This window comes from Campylobacter concisus (assembly GCF_003048405.1).
Classification (GTDB): Bacteria; Campylobacterota; Campylobacteria; order Campylobacterales; family Campylobacteraceae; genus Campylobacter_A; species Campylobacter_A concisus_Q.
Genome location: NZ_PIQS01000001.1, coordinates 212,965 through 235,189, shown reverse-complemented (window position 1 = coordinate 235,189; position 22,225 = coordinate 212,965). Strand labels below are relative to the sequence as shown.

Sequence of the window (22,225 nt, the reverse complement as noted above, 5' to 3'; positions counted from 1 at the left end):
GAGAGAAAAATGGCATTAATCGACCTGATAGACGTAAGTAAAAAATTTGGTGCAAATGAGATTTTAAACGCTGTAAATTTTAGTGTAAATGAAAATGAAAAAATAGCGATCATCGGTAAAAACGGCAGCGGTAAAAGCACGCTTATGAAGATCATCTCTGGCGAGGTGGCAGCTGATAGTGGTAGGCGCATAGTGCAGAGTTTAATAAGCGTCGAAATGCTGGCACAAACTCCAAATTTTAACGCAACTTTTACCGTAAGGCAGGCGCTAAATAACGAGCTAAAAGAGATATTTGACGCGATAAGCAAATATGAAAAGAGCGGCGTTTTGCTAGCAAATGACCCAGAGAACAAAGAAATTTTAAAAGAGCAGGAGAGGCTTTTAAAATTTATAGAGGCAAAGGACGGCTGGAATATCGAGCATAAGATCGAGCGAATTTTGCAAGAATTTAAGCTAAAAGAGTATGAGAACAGACCCATTTGCTCGCTAAGTGGCGGCGAGATCAGACGCGTGGCACTGGGTGCGCTCATCCTTAAAAAGCCAGATGTGCTGCTACTTGATGAGCCAACAAACCACCTTGATGTCTATATGGTCAAATTTCTTGAAGATATGCTTAAAAGCTCAAATCAAAGCATAGTTTTTATAAGCCACGATAGGTATTTTATCGATGCGCTGGCAACCAGGTGCGTTGAGGTTGAGGATGCAAGCTTAAAAAATTTCGAGGGTGGATATGCAAACTATCTAACCAAAAAAGAGGAAATTTTAGCAAGCCTTGCAAAGTCGCATGAGACTCTGCTAAAACAGCTAAAGGCTGAAGAGGAGTGGTTAAGAAGAGGCGTGAAAGCTAGGCTAAAGCGAAACGAGGGTAGAAAAGAGCGGGTGCTTGCTATGCGAGAAGAAGCCAAGAAAAACCCAGGCGTGATAAGGCGTGTGAGACTTGAGCTAGAGCGTGCGAGTAAAAATTTCAACCAAACGCAGAGCCAAAACCGCAAAAAAATGCTCTTTGAGTTTAAAAATTTAAGCAAAAGCATAGACGGCAAGGTGCTTTTTGAAAAATTTGACGCAAGGGTATTACAAGGCGAGAGGATCGCCATAGTGGGGCGAAATGGTAGCGGCAAAAGCACGCTACTTAAAATTTTGCTAGGACTTGAAAAGCCAAGTAGCGGCGAGATAAAAAGAGGCGAGGTGAGTATCGGCTACTTTGATCAAGCTAGAAATGTCCTTGACGATGAAAAGAGCCTTATAGAGACCTTTTGCCCAAACGGCGGCGATCACGTGCTTGTTCGTGGGCGAAATATGCACGTTTATGGCTATCTTAAAAATTTCCTCTTTCCAAAGGAATTTCTGGATAAAAAGATAGGCGTTTTAAGTGGCGGCGAGAAAAACCGTGTCGCACTTGCGATGCTTTTTACCAAAACTTACGATGTGCTGGTGCTTGACGAGCCGACAAATGACCTTGATATCGCAACTATTAATATTTTAGAGGACTACTTACAAAGCTTTGAGGGGGCGATCTTGCTTGTTAGCCACGATAGATATTTTGTCGATAAGATGGCGAGCAAACTCTGGGCGTTTGAGGGCACGAAGATAAATGTCTTGCACGAAGAGTATAGCGTCTATTTGGAGCTTGAAGATGAGATGAAAGAGCTTGATAAATTTGAAAAAGAGCTCTCAAATAGCCAAAATGAAACCAAACAAAAGAGTAAATCTGGCGTAAAACTAAGTTATAAACAAACGCAAATTTTAAACACATATCCAGATAAAATTTCAGCCCTTGAAATAAGAATAACCGAGCTAAACGAGGCTCTAAGCGACCCTAAAATTTATCAAGAACTAGGTCTTACCACGCTTTATAACGAGCTAGAAGCGGCAAAAGCCGAGCTTGAAGAGCTTGAAAATGACTATTTTGAAGTGCTAGAGATTGCCGAGGGGCTGGAGTAGGGAAGATAAAGTATCGCAAGATGAAGTCATTTGCAGGTTTAAAATGATAAAAAAATATCCAATAATCGTCATAATCTTATTTTTTGCTCTTATTTTGTTTTGTCTTTATGCGTTTATGTTTATTTCTACTGGCTATATAGATGAAGATAGGAATAAATTTAAAGAGATAAGAGGTAGTGTATTTTATACCACCGAAGATGATAAAGTCTATGCCATGGTTCCAAGTGGCGGTAGATTTGAGCTAATAGGCGTGAAGGCCAGTAAATTTAAATATCTAGACACTGGCAAATACGATAATAGAAACGTCGGCATGAGCGATGAGGCGGTGTATTGTGGCAACCTCGTTATGAGCGGACTTGGTCCTAAAAGCGTAAGAGCTCTTGGGAATGGATACTTTAGCGACGGTAAGATGACTTATTTTTGCAATAGCGCAAGTGTACCAAATCTTGAGATAAGGGGAGTTATAGAAGCGTGGCAGATGATCTCGCACGCACTTTTAAACACACCAAAAGCACAAAGCCATATCTATAAATTTAGACAAGTTGATAGTCTAAATTTATCTCCAATCTTAGGCTTTGGCTATGCAAGCGACGGCGTGAGGGTCTATCATGAGGGCAAAGAGCTAGAGGGCGCAAATGCCAGCAAAATGCGTTACATCGAGCAGGCATCTGGCAGAAAGAGCGTGCATTTTACAACTGACGGAGAAAATGTCTATTATGACAGCACAAAACTAGGGATCAAATTTAGCCCGCAAATGCGTGATATCGGCGAGATATGGCGCATTCACTATCTTTATGAGCCAAATTCTGGCATGGTCTATGCAAATGATCACGAATTTGACCCACAATTTGCCCCGTACGAGCCGCTTTTTAACCTAGAAGACGAGCACGCCTATCACGCTCTTTTTCGTGGCAAAGGCGGTATCTATCACTGGGAGCGAAAGTGGCAGTGGTATAACAGCATAGATGAGGGCGAGTTTGTAAGAGACGGAGATGATCCATTTAAAGGCGAGATAACGCCGCTATATGGTGACGTGGTGATAAGTGATGGCAAGACATATTTTCTAAAAACCTATGAAATTTGGCACAACACGAAAAATGATCACAGCCTAAGCTCACGCCACACTTGCATCGTAAGGCTTGATACAAAAGAGCAGTGGCGAAAGATAGGGCTTGTAAGAAACGATGGCTACGGAGCGGTTTATGCAAACGGAGATAAGACATATTATTTTGATAACGTCGGCTACGGCTGGCATTTTAACAGCAGCGTTTATGATATAAACGACCTTGGCGTGGTTGAAATTCTCACTCGTCCTTATGGCCCAAATGTTAAGAATTTAAAACTTGATGAGATAGTAAAAATGGTAGATCAAGGCGCTATGGTGCCAGCTGATGGCGAGGTGGTGATCGATGCGATAAGCGACTTTGATGATTACTCGCAAAAATATGGCTACTGGATATTTTTAGCCATCGCATTTATAGTCTCGGTGGTTGGCTCTATTTTTAAAAATAAAAAGCAAGCAAAAAAGCTTAAAAAAAAGGTAGATGATTATAGATTATGAGAAAAATTGCGACTAAGATCCTTTATCTTTTTGTCATTTTGACACTATTTTTTGTTTTGGCTATGCTTTATCTGTGGCGTGAGGGAGAGCATCAAAGAGGCTTTGCAAACATTGATAATAGCGAGTTTTACCGCTCGCCTGAGGGTAAAATTTACGTTCAAATTTCAGGCAGTGGCAAGTATGAGCTAAAAGGCGTCGATGAGGCTAGTTTTAGGGTCTTAAAGCTAAAACACGCGTATGACTACTCAAACGCAGCGGCTGATAAAAACAGTGTCTATTGCGCTAGAGAAATTTTGCCTGGTCTTGATCCAAGCAGCACCAAAGCGCTTGGCAATGGCTATATAAGCGACGGCAAGATAAGCTATTATTGCAGCTCTAGAAGTGAGAAAAAGGCTGGATTTAATGAATTTATCGCCGTCATGAAAAGCCTTGCTCATGTCTTTATAAAAAGCTACGATGATAGCTCATATTTTTATAGGACAAAGCTGGTTGAAAGTGCAAATTTAGAGCCTATATTTGACGCTAGCTTTGCAAGAGATGGCAGCATACTTTACTACAAGGGCGAAAAGCTTGACGCGAAGCCTAGCGAGCTAAGATACATCACGGCAGAAAATGGCGCTCCTAGCGGATATTACACAGACGGCAAAAGCCTATTTTTAGGCTTTTATAAGCTTGATGCGAGCTACACAGATGAGGTGTGCCAGATATGTTACGACCCTAAGCATGACATAGAATATCTTTTTGAACCAAAAAGTGGGGCGGCGTTTGCAAATGAGCATAAATTTAACGCTCAAAATATGCCTTATAGTGCCATTTATAGCGTGGATAACGTGCACTCGTTTTGGCCTCTTTTTGCCAGCAAAGATGGAATTTACTTTTGGGATAGCAGCAAAAACGAGCAAGCTAAAATTTCAGACTACCAGCTAAAAGGCGAGCTAAAAAGGCTCTATGCTGACGTTTTTGTAGATGAAAATTCAGCATATTTCTTGCAGCAAGGCGAAGAGTGGCAGCGCTCAAAGCATGGCAGTCACTTAGAGGCACAAACTGTATCTTTATATAAATTTGCCCCAAGCAGCTCTTGGCGCGAAGTAGGGCTGGTAAAAGATGGCGAATATGGCGCAGTTTATGCAAATGGCGATAAGTTCTATTTTTTTAGCAAGATAAAGCCATTTTACTGCATAAAGCACAGCGTTTATGAGGTGGCAGAGCTTAGTGTCATAGAAATTTTAACAAGAGCGTCTAAAGAGCTCAGCGCAAAAGATATCAGCGAGATGATAAAACGCGGTGAGCTAGTGGAGGTAAGCGGCGAAGAGGTCGCAAGATCGAGGATAGAGTATGACTCGCCAAAGATCATTTTGTATATCACATTTGGCATCGCTTTTGTCGTCATAGCGCTAACAACTCTTGCAAAACCAAAGAGAGATAAAAGCGACTTGAGATAAATTTAAAAGTAGCTATTTTTGGTGGCTAAAGCTTAAAATTTCATAAAAATTTAAAGAGAAAATTTGGCCTATTTACTCTTTTTTGTTATTTTAAGGCAAAACTGAAATTTATAAAAAGGAGAAAAATGTTTAAATTTCAAAGGTCAAAATTTAATAATTCAGTATTTATCCCATCGCTTGTTATCATATTTTTAATAGCGGCATTTGCAGCGATATTTCCAAATTTCTCAAATGAGTTTTTTAAGGGTATGCAAAACTACATCGCGGCCAAATTTGGCTGGTTTTACATCCTGGCCGTCGCCGTCATACTTCTAAGCATCATCATCCTTGGCTTTAGCAAGCTTGGCGAGATTAAGCTCGGAGCCGATCACGTAAAGCCGGAGCACAAAAATATCTCGTGGTTTTCTATGCTTTTTGCCGCCGGTATGGGCATCGGACTTGTGTTTTTTGGCGTGGCCGAGCCGCTCATGCACTATCTAAATCCGCCGCTCGGCGACGCGCAAACTATCGCAGCGCAAAAGCTTGCTATGAATATCACCTTCTTTCACTGGGGTATGGGCGCATGGTCGGTTTATGCTATCGTGGCGCTAATTCTAGCCTTTTTCTCGTATAGGCACGGCTTGCCGCTCACGCTTAGATCGGCGTTTTATCCGATCATCGGCGATAAAATTTACGGCAAGATAGGTAGCGCCATCGACACATTTGCCGTCGTGGCGACGCTTTTTGGCGTAGCGACCTCGCTAGGATACGGCGTACTTCAGGTAAATGCCGGCCTTACGCACGTTTTTGGCCTACCGACCATGCATATTACGCTTCTTATCGTGCTTTGTTTTGCAGCGACCATCTCAGCGGCAAGCGGCGTGGATAAGGGGATAAAAATTTTATCAAACGCAAACATCGCGCTAGCTATATGTTTTATGTTTTTGATACTATTTTTGGGCGATACGACGCAGCTCTTAAAGTCGTTTGTACAAAACAGCGGCGACTACGTCTCGACGCTTATTTCAAACACCTTTAACCTCTACGCCTATGAGAGGCAAAATGAGAGCTGGCTTGGCGGTTGGACGCTGCTATACTGGGCTTGGTGGCTATCTTGGTCGCCGTTTGTGGGGCTGTTTATCGCCAAAATTTCAAAGGGTAGGACGATAAGAGAATTCGTCATAGGCGTGCTTTTCGTGCCAACCGGCTTTACCTTTGCTTGGATGAGTTTTTTTGGTAACTCGGCGATCGCGCTTGTGCAAAGTGGCTTTAGCAAGCTTGCGAGCACGGTAAATTCCGACTCGGCTTTGGCGCTTTTTATGTTTTTGGAGAAATTTAGTTTTTCAGGCGTGCTAAGCACGATCGCAGTCTTTATGATCGTCATATTTTTCGTCACTTCGGCCGACTCAGCGGCGATCGTGATGAACATGCTTTGCTCAAACGGCAAGGACGATACGCCGGTTTGGCAAAAGGTCTTTTGGGGCGTTACAGTGGGCGTCGTGGCGGCATTTTTGATGCTAGCCGGCGGCCTTGGCTCGCTTCAAGCACTTACGATAACTACGGCGTTGCCGTTCGCTATCGTGCTACTTGGCGCCATTTACGGGCTATTTAAAGCCTTGCGCGTCGATGTGACCAAAAAAGAGACAAATAACTTTAACAACATGCCTCTTAGCGATCTTTCAAAGCCTTGGCAAGAGCGACTAAGCGCGATCATCACGCTACCTAGCAAAAAAGACGGCAGTAAATTTCTAAACGAAGTCGTGCTAAAAGCTTTTAACGAGCTAAAAGAGGAATTTGCCAAAAACGGCCTTGAGGCAAATGTCGCAAAGGCTGAAAATTTCGTAAATTTAAACGTCGAACTTGGCGATGAGATGGACTTTAGATACGGCGTATATCTCACCAAAAGCCAGAGCCCGGACTACACGAGAGAGCTTGAGGGCGACGATCTTTACTACAGAGCCGAGGTATATCTAAAAGAGGGCGGTCAGGACTACGACGTGCTTGGCTGGAGCGAGGCCACGCTGATAAACGACGTAATCGAGCAGTACCGCAAACATATGCAGTTTTTGCATGTCGTTAGAAGGTAGGCTTGACTTAAATTTGCCTGGAATTTGAAAATTTCTAGGCAAATTATAAATCTTACTCACTCGTTATCGTTTGTTACTGAATTTAAAAGTGTGATGCGCTTGTTTATAAATTTTAAAATTTTAATTGAGTTTTATATGCACATGGTGTAAAGCGAAATATAAGTGTTATTATTTTTTAGAGAAAACAAATTAGAAAATTTAACTTTATTAGTTTGTATTTTTGCTTGTAGCTATGAGATAAATTTGAAATAAAAAATGTTAATTTTTTGTTGCGTATCGTTCAAATTCCAGAGCCAAAATGCATTTTCTGTAAATTTTTAACTTTGATAGATGTTTTGCTATATCGGTCATTGTAAAAATTTATAAAATCTCAAGTCTGGTGCTGATATCAGCAACGCCTTTTGAATACATAGCTGACGTTACTATCGCATCGGCTTTTGCGTATTCTTTTACATTTGATAAATTTATACCACCAGCTGCTAGGATAATGGTATTTGGCGAAATCTCATCTCTTAAAGAGAGTACATTTTCGATGAGCTCTGGACTAAATTTATCGCACTGCACGACGTCGCAGTTTACTTTTAAAAGCTTATTTGCTTCGTCTAAATTTTCAGCTTCAATGCATACTTTTCGCTCAGCCATTTTTGCTTTAAACTCTGGCAAATGCGATAAAAATTTATCAAAGCTACCGTAGGCTTTCATGTGGTTTTTAAAAAATAAAATACTATCGCTAAGCCCAAGCCTATGGATGCCACCACCGCCTTCAAGTACGGCTTTTACGCAAAATTTCTTAGCAAATGGAAAACTCTTTCTAGTTGCCAACACTTCACATTTTTCATTGACGTACTTTGTGGCATTTACCATTTTATTTGTATAAGTTGCGATGGCACTGGCATATTCTAGTGCGACTTGAGCTAACTTCCAAGCCTTATGCACGTTTTCATAGTTTCCATAAATTTTTATGATCACATCGCCAGCCTTGCAAATTTGAGAATTTTGCACAAAAATTTGACTTTCGCATGAAAGTAACCTCGCGATGCTAGCGGCTACATCAACGCAGCTAACACAAATTTCATCGCGTGAATAAATTTCAAGTAAGGCATTTTTATCGATATTTTGAAGCGACGTAGTAAGATCAAAGTAAGGTATATCTTCGTTTATATAGCTTAGAATTTCTGCGTCGCTAAGTGTCATTTTATGCCTTTTTTACCTCATTTTTTGCTTTTATTATCATTTTTTTGAAGATTCCATTATCATAAAGCCCAGCATGATAAAGAGCAAAGCAGGTAAATGCAATGCCTGAAGCAACATGAAATTTCTTAATGCTTTTATTTCTTTTCATAAAAAGGGCACTTAAGCAAACTGAGGCTAAAGTGATGCCCATACCGACTTTTGATACTTGTCTATGAGTGTTTATATCAAGTAGTTTACCACTTATTTTTGTTTCGTTTTTCAAATTCTTCTCCATTTAGTTTTTATTCCAGCAACTTGTATTTTTTATACCAAGACTTTCTGGGTCAAATTCTGGATTTTGCCCAGCTTTTCTTTGAGCTTCGTAGTCTTTGACTGCTATTATCACTACTTTTGAAAGTAAGAATATAGCGATGATGTTGATAGTTGCCATTGCAGCCATTGTGATATCAGCGATATTCCAAGCGAGTTTTAAATTCATCTGAGCACCAATAAATATCATAACGACAGCTGTTATCTTAAATAGCAATGTAAGCTTGTGGTTTTTGGTTAAAAATTTCATATTTGCCTGAGCGTAGTAGTAGTTGCCAATAAGCGAAGTGATGGCAAAAAGTACGACTGCAAGAGTGGTAAAATGAACTCCAAATTCACCAAAATACTCTTTCATTGCGGCTTGAACGAGAGGAAGTGCTGTTAGCACCTCGCCACTTGAGCCAGTTTGTTTCGTAAGATAGGCCTGTGAAAATAGCACGATCATACCAGAGGCGATACATATCGTCATGTCTATAAAGACTGCCATTGCTTGAACCAGGCCTTGTTTTACTGGGTGGCTAGTATGTGCTGCAGCTGCTGCGTTTGGAGCTGAACCCATGCCAGCTTCGTTTGAGAAAAGGCCTCTTTTGATGCCTATTACGATCACGCTGCCGGCAAATCCGCCAAATATCGCTTTAAAATCAAAGGCATTTTCTAAAATCATCTTAACAACATCAGGAATTTCTTTGAAATTTAAAACGATAGCAATAAGTGCTAGCGAGATGTAGGCAAGTGCCATGAACGGCACGATGTATGAGCTTACTTTACCGATGATGTGACTTTTGCTAAAAAACATTACCGCCGCAAATGCCGTAAGAATAAGGCCGATGCCAACAGGTAGGCCGCTTTGTGCAAAGCTAACGTTGCTACCAGCTTTGTCGTAGTAAATTTCAAACGCTGATGTCATGGTGTAGCTTTGAAGGCCGTTAAAGCCGTATGCGTAGGTGATGATGAGAATAACCGCAAAAAGCGAAGCTAGCCACTTTACGCCAAGTCCATTTTTGATGTAATAAGCTGGACCGCCTTTAAACCCAAAAACGTCTTTTGTTTTATAAATTTGCGCTAGTGTACTTTCTATAAAAGCCGAAGCTGATCCTAAAAATGCCATCAAGCACATCCAAAAAAGAGCACCAGGACCGCCCGCGGCGATAGCAGCTGAAATTCCAGCAATATTGCCTATGCCAACGCGCGAAGCAGTCGAGATCATAAGTGCTTGAAATGGCGTTAAATGGTGCTTGTTGTACTTGTCTTTTTTTTCAACCAAGACCCTGCAAGCTTCAAAGAACATCCTAAACTGCACAAAACGAGTCAAATAACTAAAATAAATTCCCGTAGCCACAAGAATAATGACTAAAAAATATCCATATAAAAAGTCGTTGGCTATGTCCATTTTGCCGTTTAAAAAATTTAAGAAACTATCAAGCACCATCTACCCTTTCAAATTTATTTTGATTTGAATTTTACGCCCTTCATTGAATTTAATAAAAGCCAAATCGTTGTGCCATTATGAAGCATGGCAGTTGCTATTGGATTTAACATACCAAGTGTCGCAGCACTTAGTATAGCTGTGTTTACGCCAACGGTTGAGCGGAAATTTGAGCTAATTAAATCCATTGTTTTATTTGCAAGCTCTTTTACGAGAGCTACGCTCATGATATCGTCTTTTAAAAGACTTATGTCAGCCGTCGCTTTAGCTATATCAGCACCTTTGTGCATACTTATGCCCACATTTGCTTTAGTTAGGCTTGGAGCATCATTTATGCCATCTCCCACAAAGGCTACTTTTTTGCCCTCACTCTTTAGCTCTTCGATAATAGCTGCTTTATCTGTTGGTAAGCACTCCGCATAGACCCTATCAAGTCCAAGCTCACGTGCTACTTCTTCAGCCTTGCTTTTGATGTCGCCGCTTAGCATGACGACCTCTTTTACGCCAAGACTGCGTAGTTTTGCCACCATGTCTTTTGCGTTTTCTCTCATATCATCTTTCATAGCAATGACGCCGACCAGCTCTTTATCATATCCTACGTAGAGTAAGGTTAAACCGCTATTTAATGCTTTACTTATTAAAGCTTCATGAGCTTTAAAGCTTATCATCTCATCATCTTCTAAAAAGTGTCTACTACCTATAACCACCTCTTTGCCGTGCATCGCAGTTTTTACGCCGTGAGCTACGATAAATTCAACTTCATCGTGATGAATATGGTGGAAACCACGCTTATTTGCAGCTTCAACTATTGCTTCAGCTACTGGATGAAAGTAGTGCTCCTCGGCACTTGCAGTTAAATTTAATATATCATTTTGAGAAAAGCCCTCTTTAAATGAGTAAATTTCAACTACGCTTAGGCGTCCATGTGTCAAAGTACCAGTTTTGTCAAAAACAAATGTATCAACTGTGCTTAAAGCCTCGATAGCTTTCGCCCCTTTTACAAGAATGCCGTTTCTGCCTGCTTTTGAGATGCTTGATTTAAAAGCAACTGGTGTAGCAAGCTTTAATGCGCAAGAGTAATCCGCTTGAAGTACGCTAGCAACGCTATTCATATTTTTATTTATAATGTATGAAAGTCCAGCAAGCGAGAGCGTAACAGGTACAAGTTTATCAGCTAGTTTTAACGCTTTTACACCAATGGCTGATTTTTCATTGAGTGAAGTTTGTATGTACTCTTTGATCCTAGCTGTCGCTGTGTCGCTACCTACATTTTCAGCCCAAATTTTTATCCTACCTTCATCGACAACAGTGCCACTTATAACACGGTCGCCTCTAGCTTTTGGTATAGGTTCAGCCTCTCCGGTCATTGAGACTTGATTTACGTCGGCGTTGCCTTCAACGATATAACCATCAACGCCTATCGTCTCACCAGCTCCGACTACTACGATGTCGCCCTTTTTTAAATTTTCGGTTTTTACCTTTTCAAGCGTCTTTTCACCATTTAAATTTCTCTCGACCCAGACTTCTTCGATATTTGGTTTTGCTAGCTCTTTGATGAGATCATCACTTCTGTGGCTAGCACTTTCTTCCATATATTCGCCGATATTTATCATCAAATTTGTGCTATTTGCTGCTAAATGATCGCCCATTGCTAGGCTAGTACCAATGGCAGTTGCCTCAAGTACTTTTGAAGTGACGCCCTCATGCCTTAGCTCTTTTGCACCCTCTATTAAATTTGGCGCTGTGGCATAAAGAGTCACGGCTGATTTTAGAGTTTTATTACTCATAAATGGCGTTATGCCAAGTGCAGTAGCAGCCTTATAGATATTTGCCTTGCTTGGCAAATTTGGATCTTTTGCCTTTGTTGGAAAATCATAGCTTTTTATAAAATCTAAAATTTTCTCATAGCTTTTATCAAACTCGACAACAATACTTTTTGCGTATTTATTTACACGAACACTTAGTGCATCAGTTCGTTCCGAGATCGCAGCCTCGATAGCACTGACGTCGCTTCTAGCGTTTAGGCTCTCGCAAATAAACCTCGCTCTATTTTTACTCTTGTGAGCTAGAGTGATCTTATTTTTGTGAGTCAAGTTCTGCTTTGACATCTTCAAAACGCTCTTTTAGTTCTTCTATGCCAGCATTTATAAGCTCGCCACCTTTGATAATCGCTTTAAATACGCACTCTTGTGCTTTTGGATTAGTTAGTACATAAGCTGCGATACCACCTAAAACTAGACCTTTTACAAAGCCAGCAGCATTAAAATTTTCAGGTACAAATGGCAAATTTTGAGCTGCATTGTTTATTGCATTATCGATTGCGCTTGGCTGAGTAGCTGCTGCATTGTTAGCTACAGTCTCACTTGCTACGTTTTCTTCATTGATGTAAGGGTTGTTCATTATTTACTCTCCAATTTTATTAGTTTTTCTGCTATCAAAAGACCGCCGATGCCAGCTGCTGTAAAAGCTGCTGCATTTAGATATTTTTTTTGTGCTATTAAATTTGAAGCATGAATGCCAACAGCACCTACGAAACCACCAGTTACAGCGTATTTTGCTATCTTTTTAGCAACATCTTTTTTAGTTGCTCTATTATTTAGATAGTCGCTAAAGCCAAGTGCAGCTGCACCCATGCCAGCGATTAAAGCACCGCTGATGAAGTGATCAAATGGAAGTCTTGTGCTTGAAAGTGTAAAAAGACTATTTTCTTGCATTCTCTATCCTTATGCTATATCGTTTGGTGTGATAGCTTTTGGAGTAGTTGGCTTTTTAGCGCGTGGTTTTCTTGTTTTCTTTGCCACTTTTTCAGCCTCTTTTTCTACTTTTTTAGCACCACGTTTTACTTTTTTCTCTTCTTTTACTATAAAGTCTTTTGCATCTTTTGCAACACTTTTACCTTTTTTGTAAAGATCTTTTGCAGCCTCTTTGCCTTTATCTAAGCCATCTTGGGCGTACTCTTTGATCTTATCTCTTTTATTCCAAGCAGCTATTGCTAAACCGCCTACTGCTAAACCTGCTAAAAATGGTAATGCCATTTTAAATCCTTTCTTTGTTTGATTTTGTAAATTATTCATTTTCTTCATCCTTATTAAAATTTTTGCTAACTACTGAAATGCCTAATGCTCCAAGCGCAAGTCCGCTAAAAAACGAGAAATTTGGATTGTTGGTTATCTTTGCTAACTCGCTTTTATCAGCTTTGCCACTCGCGATATTTTGCAAGCTTTTAGTTATCTCATTAAAGTCGTTTTGATAGTTTTCTAAAATATTTGTTATGCCATTTTGCTCAAAATTTTGTGAAATTTCATTTAAATTTAGCTCATTTTTTATTTCACAGCCACTATAAATTTCTTTTAAGCGTTGCTTTAAAGAGGCGACGTATTCGTTATTTGAAGTAGCCCAAAGTCTAAAAAATAGATCTTTTAGCTCTTCATCATCTAAGCTTTCACAAAATTTTTCATACATTTTATTTAGCTCTAACTCGTAGTTTAAAGCTTGTATTAGCGCATCTTCTTTATTTTTTGCTGGCAAAAATATAGCTTCATTTTCGCAAGCAAGCTCATAATCATGAGCACTCGCAAATTTTTCTATCAAGATGATCGCATTTTTTCTGATATTTGTGATCTCGTTAAAAACATCACCAAATGAAGCTAAAATTTCATATAAGCTAAGTGCGTTCTTTTCGCTGGTATATGATGCATTTAAAAGTTCATTAAGCATATTTCACTTCTTTTGCAACTTCATTTACTCTAGTTGAAATCTCTTCTAAATTTTGCCCTTTTAAAAGATCTTCCCAAAGGTTTTTTGGAAAAATTTCATGATCATATTCGATCGTTACAGAGCCGATTAGCTTGTTAAATTTTACATTTTTTATACCATTTATCTGAGCTATCACATCATCTAAGCTAGCTAAATTTACGCTACTACTTAGCTCTTTTATCTTTGGACTAACTCTTACTCTTAGTCTGCCGTTTGTGTGAGCTATCATTGAAAAATAGCTTGCAACTTGTGCTAAAGTTTGTGTTTTTATATCCATTTTCATCCTTTTTTAATTGCGTATTATCTATTTCACAGCTTAAATAAATCTGAAATTTTTTTGTTTTTCATTATCAAAAAGTAAAATGAAATGATAAAATTTAATTTTCATTTTTCTCTTGGCAATCACTGCAAATACCATAAAGTATCATTGTATGCGACTGCTCGCTAAAATTTTTTTCTTTGCAAATTTGCTCTTGCCTTTGCTCTATTATCTCATCTTCAAAATCAACTATCTTTTCACAAATTTCACATATCAAATGATCGTGCGATGATTTTAAATTTAGTTCAAATTTCTTTACTCCATTCTCTTCAAAACAATTTGCAAGATGATGCATTTCGAGAAAATTTAAAAAAGAATAAATTGATGTCATTGAAATTTCATTCTTGTGGATTTTGTAAATTTCTGAAGAAATTTCTTGAGCACTTAGATGAGAGTTGCTAATGAAAAGTACATGCAAAATTTGTTCTTTTAACTCTGAGCTTTTCTGCCCAAAGGCTTCTAAAAACTCTTTAAAATGCTTATAAAATAGTTCAAAATTATCCACAAAAACCTAACTAAAATGATAATGAATATAAGGATTTTACAACTTTACTTATAAAAAAAGCATAAAATTTCTTACGAATTTCAAGTAAAGTATTTTATAAGATTGTTTTGGTATAGTGTCGCATTTTTTAAATCAAAATTAAGGAATAAAATGACTTACGACGAGCTTGAATTAGACGCCGTTTTGTTAGAGGTTTTAGAAAATAGAGGCAGTTTTGATTCTATGGACGATGAGGAGCTTTACGAGCTTATCGAGCAAGTTGCACAATATACAGATGGCGATTACGAAGAAGCGTTTGAGTATATGACTCAATTTTCTCCAATCCCTAAAAAACGCTTTATTTCATTATTTATGGTTTAGCAAAAAGCTAAGCCATAACTTCTATAAAATTAATCAAAAAAGTAAAAATAAAAAGAGCTCTTGACTCAATTAATGAGCCAAGAAATTTGAGCTATAAGAAATATTTTGAGATTATTTCTTTAAATTTTAGTGTGTATTTACTAGCTTTTGGGCTATTGTTGTAGATATTTTCAAAATCATACATTCGCTCATAGTAATCATTTGTATCTTGTCTGTTTATTTTTAGCCTTGCTACATCTAAGCTAACTCCTACAAAAGCACCACTTGTCTTGCCACGCTCCTCAGCAAATGCTGAAATTTCAGGCAAATCACTTGTGATCGCTACTTCATTACCAACGCCACCAGTTGCTTCTGCTTTTAGACTGATCGTATCTTTTGCATTAAATAAATTTGCATAAGCTTCTGAATTTTTAAATAAGATGATCATGTCAGCTGAGCTGTAACCAATCTGCAAGCCTATGCTTCCAGATGTGTAATTTACAAAAAATGGGCTTGACCATTCACCATCATCGTTTTTAGCGATAAATACGCCTTTACCTTTTGAGCCAGTAACGATAGCGCCTGCTTTTGTTACATCAGGGATTATGGCGATTGCTTTTATGCCTTCAAATTTAGTGTTTGGCTTTAAATTTCTCGCACCAAAAGCATTTAAAATATTTATTGCATTTTTTAGCTTTTGATTTTGGATCACATCAGCGTTTAAGTTTGGCGTGAAAAATAAACCAGCAAGAAATATTATTAATAGTCTTTTCATTAAAATTCCTTCCTTAAATTTTTCGTTATTATAGCCTAAAATAAACTAATGGTAAAAATATTATTAATGATTTTTTATGAGAGTTCATTATAAAATGCGACCTTTTAAGGAAAAAATATGAGTTTAATACTTTTTGTCGAATACGTCGGTATCGCATCAGCTGCACTTAGCGGGTTTTTATTTGCAGTAAAAAAGGAGTGCGACTGGCTTGGAGTCTTTTTGTCTGCATTTTTGACTGCGCTTGGTGGCGGTATCATGCGTGATATGCTCGTTAGCAGGGCAGTTTATTCATTTACGCACTATATGCCAGTAAGCGTTGTTATTTTTATGTTGATTGTTTCAAGAGCGGCAAATTTACACATAAAAAGAGAAGGTTTGGAGCGAAAATTTGTATTTATCTTCGCCGATGCGATCGATGTTATCTGTTTTTCGATTGTTGGTGCGATGGTTGCCATCGAGTATAGCTACAATATCTTTGGCGTCATGATGATCGCCTTTTTTAACGGCGTTGGTGGCGGTATCTTAAGAGATATTTTGCTAAACGAAATTCCATGGTTTTTACGCACTGGACTTTACGGCACGATAAGTCTTGGTGTGGGGCTTGCTTACTTTGTGCTATATCATCTAGGTCTAACCAATATATTTTTTACTATGCTCTTGCTTGCTGCTGGCATTACAGTTAGGATGCTTGCATTTTATAGAGGTTGGAAGTTACCTGATCTATGAAATTTAGCGAGTTTTTTGATATTTGGGCCAATGAAAACTACTATAAATTCGGCGTAGATATCGGCAAAAAGGGCGATTTTTATACAAATGTAAGCGTTGGCTATTTCTTTGGTGCTTGCCTTGCAAACTACTTTTTAAAGCTGCTTAGAAAAGGCGAAATTTCTAGCTCTTGTAAGGTTGTGGAGATCGGCGCAAACTCAGGTGAAATGCTAGCTGATTTTGTTCAAGGAATTTTTACACTCGAGCCAGAGATCTTAAAAAATTTAGAGTTTATTATCATTGAGCCTCATGAAAATTTAAGGGAAAAGCAGCTTGAAACTTTCACAAAGCGCTTTGGTAATGATGTCAAAATAAGGCATTATAAAAATTTAAATGAGTGTTTATTTGAAGAAATTTTTGTCATCTCAAATGAGCTGCTTGACGCATTTAGCTGTGAGGCGATAGATGGCGAAAATATGCTTTTTGTGGATAGTGAGCTAAAATTTTACTGGCAAAAAGCTGATCAAAATTTATTAGACTTGGCAAAGAAATTCGGGATAAAAAAGGGCGAGATATCAACTAGCTACGCTAAATTTGCAGCCCAGCTTGCAAATGCAGCAAAAAAGGTTAGGTTTTTAAGCTTTGACTACGGTGAATTTGAGCCAAAAAATGAGTTTAGCTTAAGGGTCTTTAAAGATCATAAAGTTCTTTCTTTGTTTGAAATTTCAAACCTTGCGCCATATTTTAAAGCTTCAGATCTGACCTATAGTCTTTGCTTTAAACAAGTTGAATACGCTTTTAGTGAGGCTGGCTTTAAGATACTTAAATTTAAAAAACAAAATGATGCTTTACTTAATGATCTTGGCGTGGATGAAATTTTATCTTTAGTACTTGAAAAGGGTAGCAAGCAAGCCTATGAAAATGCAGCTAAACAGGCGAAATTTCTACTCTCACCCGAGTTTTTAGGCGAGAAGTTTAAATTTATAGAGTTTTTAAAGAGCTAGCCTAGCAATATTGGCAAAACTTGCCTCGCAAGCCTTTAAAAGATCATTTGGATCTATTTTTATCTGTTTGCCTCTTACTCCAGCGCTTACTAGCACATACTCTTGCTCTTTTGCTCGCTCATCGATAAATGTTGCAAAGTGTTTTTTCATAGCAAGCGGTGAGCAGCCGCCCCTGATGTAGCCAGTGATCTTTTCTAAGTCTTTTAAATTTATAAGTTCGCAGCGTTTGGCACCACACGCATGAGCAAGCGCTTTTAGATCAAGCTCCAAATCGCCCTGCAAGCAAGCAACGACGAAATTTTTAGGCTCACACTCACAAACAATAGTTTTATAAATTTGCTTTATATCTTGCTTGGTGCTAGCTGCTACGTGAATGGCTGAAAGATCGTTTAAATCAACTTCATACTCTAAAATTTCATAATTAATTTTTAGCTTATCTAAAGCTCTGGCAGCATTTGTCTTATGTATCATTTTTTCTCATTTTTGCGAATTTTTTGTATAATTATAGCCAAAACTTAAAGGAGGAAAGATGGCTGAAGAAGTTGAAGAGAAAAAGGCAAAAAAAGGTGGCAATGGTGCATTAATGATAATTATCATTGCGATATTTGTTTTGCTGCTAGTTATTGGAGGGCTAGTCGCGTTTTTGATGCTTAGTTCTGACGAGCCAAAAGAGGCAAATATGGCGCAAACACCAGCTCAGACTCAAACGCAGTCCATGCCAGCTCAAAATAAGGCAAAGCATGGTAGCAACGACTATTCAAATATGGGACCGATATATCCGCTTGATCAGTTTATTGTAAATTTGCTTAGCGAAAATGGCTCAAGATTTCTTAAAACCAAGATTGATATGGAGCAAAGCGATGAGTTGCTAACTCCTGAGCTTGATAAGAAAAAGGCACTTTTAAGAGATATTATTATAAGAACACTTTCATCAAAAACCTACGAAGAAGTAAGCACTGCAAAAGGCAAAGATAGGCTAAAAGACGAGATCGTCGGCAAGCTAAATGAAGTGCTAAATGATGGCTACATCAAAAACATATTTTTTACTGATTTTGTGGTGCAATGATAGGTATTGATATCATTAAAATAGATAGAATTTCTAGACTTAAAGCTCGTTATGGCGAGCTTTTTTTAAAAAAATTTCTTAGTGATGACGAGATCACGCTAGCAAAAAACGATGCGACTTTGGCTGGATTTTGGGCGGCCAAAGAAGCAGCTAGCAAAGCCCTTGGTGTGGGCATCAGCAAAGAGTGTGGCTTTTTAGACATTATGCTCAGTAAAGACGCAAGAAACGCACCAAAGATAAAATTTAGCACAAAAATTTATACAAATTTTAATATCAAAGAAGCAAGCCTTAGCATAACTCACGATGGCGGATTTGCCGTAGCTGCAGTGATGATTGTCTAAAATTTATGCATTTTTACAAAGCTTTTTAATATCTTTTAACTACTTCTGATAAATTTAAAAAACGTATTTTTATAAAATTTTTTAAAGAAAAGACGATATCTTTAATTAAGATTTAATGGAGCTAAAGAAACTAAGGATAGTAAAATGCGAATTTCTAATAACCTCCCAACCTCTAACTATCTCTCAAGAGAGAACATAGCAAGAGAGATAGGCTTTCAATTTAACGATATAAATGAGATACTTAGTAACGATATGGGTCATGGCATGACATTTCCTAAGTATATGAGCCTAGACGATAAAGCTAAAGCAAGGGAATACGACAGATATGAGCACTCACTCACTGGCTTCGTAAAAGGTGAAGGAGAGGCGAGAGTAAGCATACTTGGCAAGCTAATGGGCTATGACGACTCTTTTTCAAAAGATGAGATAGATGAGCTAAAGAAATTTATAGATGATAGTAGTGCTTTAGGGCTTGAGAGAGCTTTTGGTGACTCAGAGACTTTATCCGTTAATGAATTTATAAAAAGATATACCAGAAAGCATGGTTTCTCTGACTTTACCTTTGGTGGAACAAAAACAGCCGAGTTACTTGATAGCGATATGAGCGTTGATGAGTTTAAAGCTAATTGGACTAAATTTGCACTAAAAAAGCGCTTTGGTTTAGAGCTTGACGAGGAGCTAGCAAAAGAGACTATAAATTCCATTAATGATCTTGAAACACAAAACGAAGAAGATAAAAAAGAGAAGAAATTTACACCTATACAAGTTACTAAAAAATCTCACACCTATAAGCTTGAAGCCGATGAGAGATTTAAAGAGCTTTATAAATTTATAAAGAGTGAATTTGATAGTGGTAAGAGTATGTTTGAAATTTTAGAAAAAGTGGCAAAGCTTAAAGTGGATAAGAGGGCATAGGTATTTTATAAGCAAAGAATGGAATTTTTATAATTTAAATTTCAAAGAAAAAGCATAGATGTTCTTAGACTTATGCAAAAGATAAATTTCAAAACATGGCTTAGCCAGCAAAGTATTGATATTAAGTTGCTGGCAAGATAAATTTTATAAATAAAATACAAAGACTTGTAGATATATTTGAAAAAGAAGTTTTAAAATATTGCCTGACATAAAACTAGAATTTACTTCGGGTAAAAATAGGCTAATTGCTGTAATTATAAAAGGAGGTAAATGATACTGTGTTTGTTACAACTCGCTTTTTAGAAACATTGGAGAGTTTAAAAGAAAATGTTGGCAACAATATTATATATTGTGGCGATGATACATACAATAACTTTTTATATATTAAATTTGTACATAAAGTTTATGGTATAGCTTGTTGTGATTATGGGGTTAAGCCACAAATAAGTTTTAATTCAAAACAAAATTTGCTTTATATAGGTGCTAGTCAAAATTTTATTTGTTTCGATATAGAAAAAGAAAGTATAGTTTTTAATAACAAATTATCTTTTTTGTTTTATGAAATTCTTACTGGAAATGAAAGCGAATATGTATTTGTCATATGTGAATGCGGTGTAATATGTTATATCGGCTCTACACAAATATGGGAGACATATTTTAAAGATATTATATGTGATTATAAAATTATAGGAAAACAGCTGTTTATAAAATGTATGGATGGCTTAGAGTATTTTGTAGATTTGCAAAACGGAAAAGTGAATTGATATAGTTTTTGCGTAAATAATTATACTAATTCGATTAAATAGGAAAATACAATAATGATAAAAAAAGATAATAATTTAGAATTTATACATAGTATTTTGTCTAAATTGTTAAATAACTATGAAGAAAAATTTATAAATTTGAAAATGTCAGATTTTATTAAAAATGAGATGATCAATATGGATCATGGCGAGTATGGAGTTGTATTGGAAGATTTATGCGTTCAATTATATGAATATGGCATAAAAGTGTCTGTTGAGGATTTTGAAATGATAAAAGAAGCAGCAAAGATTATTGGTATAAATAAAGATGCATACGATTTTTTACGTTTGGTCTAAAATTACAATAACTGTTTGTAATAAATTACCAGATCCTAAAAAGGGTAAAATTTGAAAGTAAAACTAAAAGCGGGCGTTGATATTTCATCGCTTGAACTTCGCGAGCTAAGCGCATTTGATGGGCTTGAGAAAGATACTATTTATGATGTTTTGCTGATGGAGATGCATGAAGACAAAGTAAAATTTATCATCGTGTATAACAAGGATGATTTTGATGGTATTTGCGGATTTAATGCTGAGCTTTTTGATATTATTGATGGCAGTATCCCAAATAGATGGAATGTTGTTAGGATAGAGGATGCCTTAAGCGTTGCTCCAAAAAATATTAATTATGAAAATTTTTGGTCGGATTTGCAAGAAATTTTTGAAGATGATCTAAATTTTAGAGAGAAAGAGAAGAGATATTGTTTTGCGTTCAGAAATTATGTAGTTGAATTTGCTGGTTTTATTGATTTTAAAATTTATAAAAGCGAATTTAGAAAAATCTTTAATGACTATCAAGACCCAAGTATCAAAGCTATCGGAGTAGATACGCAAGAAGATGGCTACGTGGTTTGTCCGCATTGCTACAATGCTGAGCAGGTAAGTGCAGAACTAGGTGTCATAAAGTGCGAAAAATGCCACCAAGAGTATAACAACCCAATTGCTAAAATTTGTCCAAGTGGGATATCGGTGCTTGATGAGTAAATTTAAATGTTTTTATAAAAGCTTATATGCCCCAAAATTCTATCAGCTCGTCTGCGAGTGATAGAGTTTCTTTGCCAAAATACTTCTCAATTTTCTTATATTGCTCTTTGTTTGAAACATTTTGTATCGTCTCAATAAATCCAGTCAAAAGTGCCGTGCCAACGTAGTTATTGTTCTTAATGTTTTTTTCAACTAAGTCAAAAATTTCTAGCTTATCTTGCTCGCTTAATTCATCAAAAATATAAACTGTAACATTTGCAAAAATTTCCAATAAAGTAAGTAATCCTGGGGTATCTGGAATAAAATTTAAAAGTTCGGATTGATAAATTTCAAAATATCTAATGTCTTTTGATATAAAAATATATAAAAAATCTTCATATACAAAAATGTCTTTTTGAGCTAGCATAGCTTCGCCTTATTTTTTGTATTTTCACCAAAATACTTCTCAATTTTCTTATATTGCTCTTTGTTTGAAACATTTTGTATCGTCTCAATAAAGCCAGTCAAAAATGTCGTGCTAACGTAGTCATCGCTCTTAATATTTTTCTCAACTAAGTCAAAAATTTCTAGCTTATCTTGCTCGCTTAATTCAACAAAATTTTCCACCAAAATGACCGCAAAATCAACAAGTAATAACTCTAAGCTAGGGTAAAGTGGTAAATTTCGCGTGAGTTCTTTTTGATACTCGCTAAAAAATCTTTTATCTTTTGACACAAAAGCATAAATTATCTCTTTGTAACTTTGTAGATCACTGTCATTTTGCGCAAAAAGCAT

General features: G+C 37.2%; 27 protein-coding genes. 13 read left to right on the top strand and 14 right to left on the bottom strand.

The window, feature by feature from the left end:
* Positions 1–9 precede the first annotated feature (9 nt).
* The 4 genes from abc-f to CVT18_RS01205 all read left to right on the top strand — a co-directional run bounded on the left by abc-f (position 10) and on the right by CVT18_RS01205 (position 7,010).
* Positions 10–1,941 carry a ribosomal protection-like ABC-F family protein gene (abc-f, locus tag CVT18_RS01220; protein ID WP_103628411.1) on the top strand — a complete coding sequence of 644 codons (1,932 nt, stop codon included), beginning with the start codon at positions 10–12 and terminating at the stop codon, positions 1,939–1,941.
* A gap of 43 nt (positions 1,942–1,984) precedes the next feature.
* Positions 1,985–3,502, top strand: coding sequence for a DKNYY domain-containing protein (locus CVT18_RS01215; protein ID WP_107824123.1), 1,518 nt, complete (start codon positions 1,985–1,987; stop codon positions 3,500–3,502).
* The gene (locus CVT18_RS01210; RefSeq protein WP_103628413.1) at positions 3,499–4,944 is read left to right on the top strand and encodes a DKNYY domain-containing protein; all 1,446 of its coding nucleotides are present in this window, start codon (positions 3,499–3,501) and stop codon (positions 4,942–4,944) included. Before CVT18_RS01215 ends, CVT18_RS01210 begins: the two co-directional genes overlap by 4 nt.
* Positions 4,945–5,069: 125 nt before the next feature.
* The gene (locus CVT18_RS01205; RefSeq protein ID WP_107824122.1) at positions 5,070–7,010 is read left to right on the top strand and encodes a BCCT family transporter; all 1,941 of its coding nucleotides are present in this window, start codon (positions 5,070–5,072) and stop codon (positions 7,008–7,010) included.
* 360 nt (positions 7,011–7,370) lie between these two features.
* Here CVT18_RS01205 and modD read toward each other — a convergent pair whose 3' ends face one another.
* The 10 genes from modD to CVT18_RS01155 all read right to left on the bottom strand — a co-directional run bounded on the left by modD (position 7,371) and on the right by CVT18_RS01155 (position 14,519).
* On the bottom strand, positions 7,371–8,204 hold the full coding sequence (gene modD / locus CVT18_RS01200; RefSeq protein ID WP_103628415.1) for a ModD protein: 834 nt from the start codon (positions 8,202–8,204) through the stop codon (positions 7,371–7,373).
* Between the two features lies 1 nt (position 8,205).
* Positions 8,206–8,466: a helicase gene (locus tag CVT18_RS01195; RefSeq protein WP_087585279.1), complete on the bottom strand. Its 261-nt coding sequence runs from the start codon at positions 8,464–8,466 to the stop codon at positions 8,206–8,208.
* A gap of 12 nt (positions 8,467–8,478) precedes the next feature.
* Positions 8,479–9,942 (bottom strand): alanine/glycine:cation symporter family protein, encoded by a 1,464-nt coding sequence (locus CVT18_RS01190; protein ID WP_234410250.1) that lies wholly within the window; start codon positions 9,940–9,942, stop codon positions 8,479–8,481.
* Between the two features lie 14 nt (positions 9,943–9,956).
* Positions 9,957–12,032 (bottom strand): heavy metal translocating P-type ATPase, encoded by a 2,076-nt coding sequence (locus CVT18_RS01185; RefSeq protein WP_103628417.1) that lies wholly within the window; start codon positions 12,030–12,032, stop codon positions 9,957–9,959.
* Entirely contained in the window at positions 12,016–12,339 is a 324-nt protein-coding gene (locus CVT18_RS01180) for an oxidoreductase (protein WP_087585277.1), read from the bottom strand. The genes CVT18_RS01185 and CVT18_RS01180 overlap by 17 nt, the downstream gene beginning before the upstream one ends.
* Positions 12,339–12,653, bottom strand: coding sequence for a hypothetical protein (locus CVT18_RS01175; protein ID WP_021091246.1), 315 nt, complete (start codon positions 12,651–12,653; stop codon positions 12,339–12,341). The genes CVT18_RS01180 and CVT18_RS01175 overlap by 1 nt, the downstream gene beginning before the upstream one ends.
* Positions 12,654–12,662: 9 nt before the next feature.
* The gene (locus tag CVT18_RS01170; RefSeq protein WP_103628418.1) at positions 12,663–13,013 is read right to left on the bottom strand and encodes a hypothetical protein; all 351 of its coding nucleotides are present in this window, start codon (positions 13,011–13,013) and stop codon (positions 12,663–12,665) included.
* A complete protein-coding gene (locus CVT18_RS01165) occupies positions 13,006–13,656 on the bottom strand; it encodes a ferritin-like domain-containing protein (RefSeq protein WP_103628419.1) in 651 nt (216 codons plus the stop codon). Before CVT18_RS01165 ends, CVT18_RS01170 begins: the two co-directional genes overlap by 8 nt.
* Complete coding sequence (locus CVT18_RS01160; RefSeq protein ID WP_021091233.1) at positions 13,649–13,972, bottom strand: HMA2 domain-containing protein; 324 nt, start codon at positions 13,970–13,972, stop codon at positions 13,649–13,651. Before CVT18_RS01160 ends, CVT18_RS01165 begins: the two co-directional genes overlap by 8 nt.
* Positions 13,973–14,072: 100 nt before the next feature.
* Entirely contained in the window at positions 14,073–14,519 is a 447-nt protein-coding gene (locus CVT18_RS01155; RefSeq protein ID WP_021091224.1) for a Fur family transcriptional regulator, read from the bottom strand.
* 150 nt (positions 14,520–14,669) lie between these two features.
* Here CVT18_RS01155 and CVT18_RS01150 point away from each other — a divergent pair, with 150 nt between their 5' ends.
* Positions 14,670–14,879 (top strand): hypothetical protein, encoded by a 210-nt coding sequence (locus CVT18_RS01150; RefSeq protein WP_103628420.1) that lies wholly within the window; start codon positions 14,670–14,672, stop codon positions 14,877–14,879.
* A gap of 91 nt (positions 14,880–14,970) precedes the next feature.
* Here CVT18_RS01150 and CVT18_RS01145 read toward each other — a convergent pair whose 3' ends face one another.
* Positions 14,971–15,633: a lipid-binding SYLF domain-containing protein gene (locus CVT18_RS01145; RefSeq protein ID WP_103628421.1), complete on the bottom strand. Its 663-nt coding sequence runs from the start codon at positions 15,631–15,633 to the stop codon at positions 14,971–14,973.
* A gap of 117 nt (positions 15,634–15,750) precedes the next feature.
* Between CVT18_RS01145 and CVT18_RS01140 the strand changes: the two genes are divergently transcribed.
* Both CVT18_RS01140 and CVT18_RS01135 read left to right on the top strand, forming a co-directional pair.
* Complete coding sequence (locus tag CVT18_RS01140; protein ID WP_103628422.1) at positions 15,751–16,359, top strand: trimeric intracellular cation channel family protein; 609 nt, start codon at positions 15,751–15,753, stop codon at positions 16,357–16,359.
* The gene (locus CVT18_RS01135; protein ID WP_103628423.1) at positions 16,356–17,342 is read left to right on the top strand and encodes an SAM-dependent methyltransferase; all 987 of its coding nucleotides are present in this window, start codon (positions 16,356–16,358) and stop codon (positions 17,340–17,342) included. The genes CVT18_RS01140 and CVT18_RS01135 overlap by 4 nt, the downstream gene beginning before the upstream one ends.
* Here CVT18_RS01135 and ybaK read toward each other — a convergent pair.
* Positions 17,331–17,813 (bottom strand): Cys-tRNA(Pro) deacylase, encoded by a 483-nt coding sequence (gene ybaK / locus CVT18_RS01130; RefSeq protein ID WP_103628424.1) that lies wholly within the window; start codon positions 17,811–17,813, stop codon positions 17,331–17,333. The two genes, CVT18_RS01135 and ybaK, sit on opposite strands and share 12 nt — an antisense overlap.
* Positions 17,814–17,871: 58 nt before the next feature.
* Between ybaK and fliL the strand changes: the two genes are divergently transcribed.
* From fliL to CVT18_RS01100, 6 genes are all read left to right on the top strand, one after another.
* On the top strand, positions 17,872–18,408 hold the full coding sequence (gene fliL, locus CVT18_RS01125) for a flagellar basal body-associated protein FliL (RefSeq protein ID WP_021091240.1): 537 nt from the start codon (positions 17,872–17,874) through the stop codon (positions 18,406–18,408).
* Positions 18,405–18,749: a holo-ACP synthase gene (gene acpS, locus CVT18_RS01120; RefSeq protein ID WP_103628425.1), complete on the top strand. Its 345-nt coding sequence runs from the start codon at positions 18,405–18,407 to the stop codon at positions 18,747–18,749. The genes fliL and acpS overlap by 4 nt, the downstream gene beginning before the upstream one ends.
* 144 nt (positions 18,750–18,893) lie before the next feature.
* Positions 18,894–19,664 carry a hypothetical protein gene (locus CVT18_RS10395; protein WP_103628426.1) on the top strand — a complete coding sequence of 257 codons (771 nt, stop codon included), beginning with the start codon at positions 18,894–18,896 and terminating at the stop codon, positions 19,662–19,664.
* Between the two features lie 278 nt (positions 19,665–19,942).
* Complete coding sequence (locus tag CVT18_RS01110) at positions 19,943–20,428, top strand: hypothetical protein (protein WP_103628427.1); 486 nt, start codon at positions 19,943–19,945, stop codon at positions 20,426–20,428.
* Between the two features lie 54 nt (positions 20,429–20,482).
* Positions 20,483–20,764, top strand: a complete 282-nt coding sequence (locus tag CVT18_RS01105) for a hypothetical protein (RefSeq protein WP_103628428.1) — start codon at positions 20,483–20,485, stop codon at positions 20,762–20,764.
* Between the two features lie 51 nt (positions 20,765–20,815).
* Complete coding sequence (locus CVT18_RS01100; protein WP_103628429.1) at positions 20,816–21,451, top strand: 2-hydroxyglutaryl-CoA dehydratase; 636 nt, start codon at positions 20,816–20,818, stop codon at positions 21,449–21,451.
* 22 nt (positions 21,452–21,473) lie between these two features.
* On the opposite strand, the gene CVT18_RS01095 is transcribed toward CVT18_RS01100, so the two are convergent.
* Both CVT18_RS01095 and CVT18_RS01090 read right to left on the bottom strand, forming a co-directional pair.
* The gene (locus CVT18_RS01095) at positions 21,474–21,857 is read right to left on the bottom strand and encodes a hypothetical protein (protein ID WP_103628430.1); all 384 of its coding nucleotides are present in this window, start codon (positions 21,855–21,857) and stop codon (positions 21,474–21,476) included.
* Complete coding sequence (locus CVT18_RS01090) at positions 21,851–22,225, bottom strand: hypothetical protein (RefSeq protein WP_103628431.1); 375 nt, start codon at positions 22,223–22,225, stop codon at positions 21,851–21,853. Before CVT18_RS01090 ends, CVT18_RS01095 begins: the two co-directional genes overlap by 7 nt.

Coding starts and splice junctions, on each gene's coding strand:
- CVT18_RS01180 (WP_087585277.1), bottom strand. CDS start 12,339: ATGAACAACCCTTACATCAATGAAGAAAACGTAGCAAGTGAGACTGTA.
- CVT18_RS01165 (WP_103628419.1), bottom strand. CDS start 13,656: ATGCTTAATGAACTTTTAAATGCATCATATACCAGCGAAAAGAACGCA.
- CVT18_RS01205 (WP_107824122.1), top strand. CDS start 5,070: ATGTTTAAATTTCAAAGGTCAAAATTTAATAATTCAGTATTTATCCCA.
- modD (WP_103628415.1), bottom strand. CDS start 8,204: ATGACACTTAGCGACGCAGAAATTCTAAGCTATATAAACGAAGATATA.
- abc-f (WP_103628411.1), top strand. CDS start 10: ATGGCATTAATCGACCTGATAGACGTAAGTAAAAAATTTGGTGCAAAT.
- CVT18_RS01140 (WP_103628422.1), top strand. CDS start 15,751: ATGAGTTTAATACTTTTTGTCGAATACGTCGGTATCGCATCAGCTGCA.
- CVT18_RS01160 (WP_021091233.1), bottom strand. CDS start 13,972: ATGGATATAAAAACACAAACTTTAGCACAAGTTGCAAGCTATTTTTCA.
- CVT18_RS01135 (WP_103628423.1), top strand. CDS start 16,356: ATGAAATTTAGCGAGTTTTTTGATATTTGGGCCAATGAAAACTACTAT.
- CVT18_RS01095 (WP_103628430.1), bottom strand. CDS start 21,857: ATGCTAGCTCAAAAAGACATTTTTGTATATGAAGATTTTTTATATATT.
- CVT18_RS01090 (WP_103628431.1), bottom strand. CDS start 22,225: ATGCTTTTTGCGCAAAATGACAGTGATCTACAAAGTTACAAAGAGATA.
- CVT18_RS01145 (WP_103628421.1), bottom strand. CDS start 15,633: ATGAAAAGACTATTAATAATATTTCTTGCTGGTTTATTTTTCACGCCA.
- acpS (WP_103628425.1), top strand. CDS start 18,405: ATGATAGGTATTGATATCATTAAAATAGATAGAATTTCTAGACTTAAA.
- ybaK (WP_103628424.1), bottom strand. CDS start 17,813: ATGATACATAAGACAAATGCTGCCAGAGCTTTAGATAAGCTAAAAATT.
- CVT18_RS01210 (WP_103628413.1), top strand. CDS start 3,499: ATGAGAAAAATTGCGACTAAGATCCTTTATCTTTTTGTCATTTTGACA.
- CVT18_RS01215 (WP_107824123.1), top strand. CDS start 1,985: ATGATAAAAAAATATCCAATAATCGTCATAATCTTATTTTTTGCTCTT.
- CVT18_RS01150 (WP_103628420.1), top strand. CDS start 14,670: ATGACTTACGACGAGCTTGAATTAGACGCCGTTTTGTTAGAGGTTTTA.
- CVT18_RS01105 (WP_103628428.1), top strand. CDS start 20,483: ATGATAAAAAAAGATAATAATTTAGAATTTATACATAGTATTTTGTCT.
- fliL (WP_021091240.1), top strand. CDS start 17,872: ATGGCTGAAGAAGTTGAAGAGAAAAAGGCAAAAAAAGGTGGCAATGGT.
- CVT18_RS01175 (WP_021091246.1), bottom strand. CDS start 12,653: ATGCAAGAAAATAGTCTTTTTACACTTTCAAGCACAAGACTTCCATTT.
- CVT18_RS01170 (WP_103628418.1), bottom strand. CDS start 13,013: ATGAATAATTTACAAAATCAAACAAAGAAAGGATTTAAAATGGCATTA.
- CVT18_RS01190 (WP_234410250.1), bottom strand. CDS start 9,942: ATGGTGCTTGATAGTTTCTTAAATTTTTTAAACGGCAAAATGGACATA.
- CVT18_RS10395 (WP_103628426.1), top strand. CDS start 18,894: ATGCGAATTTCTAATAACCTCCCAACCTCTAACTATCTCTCAAGAGAG.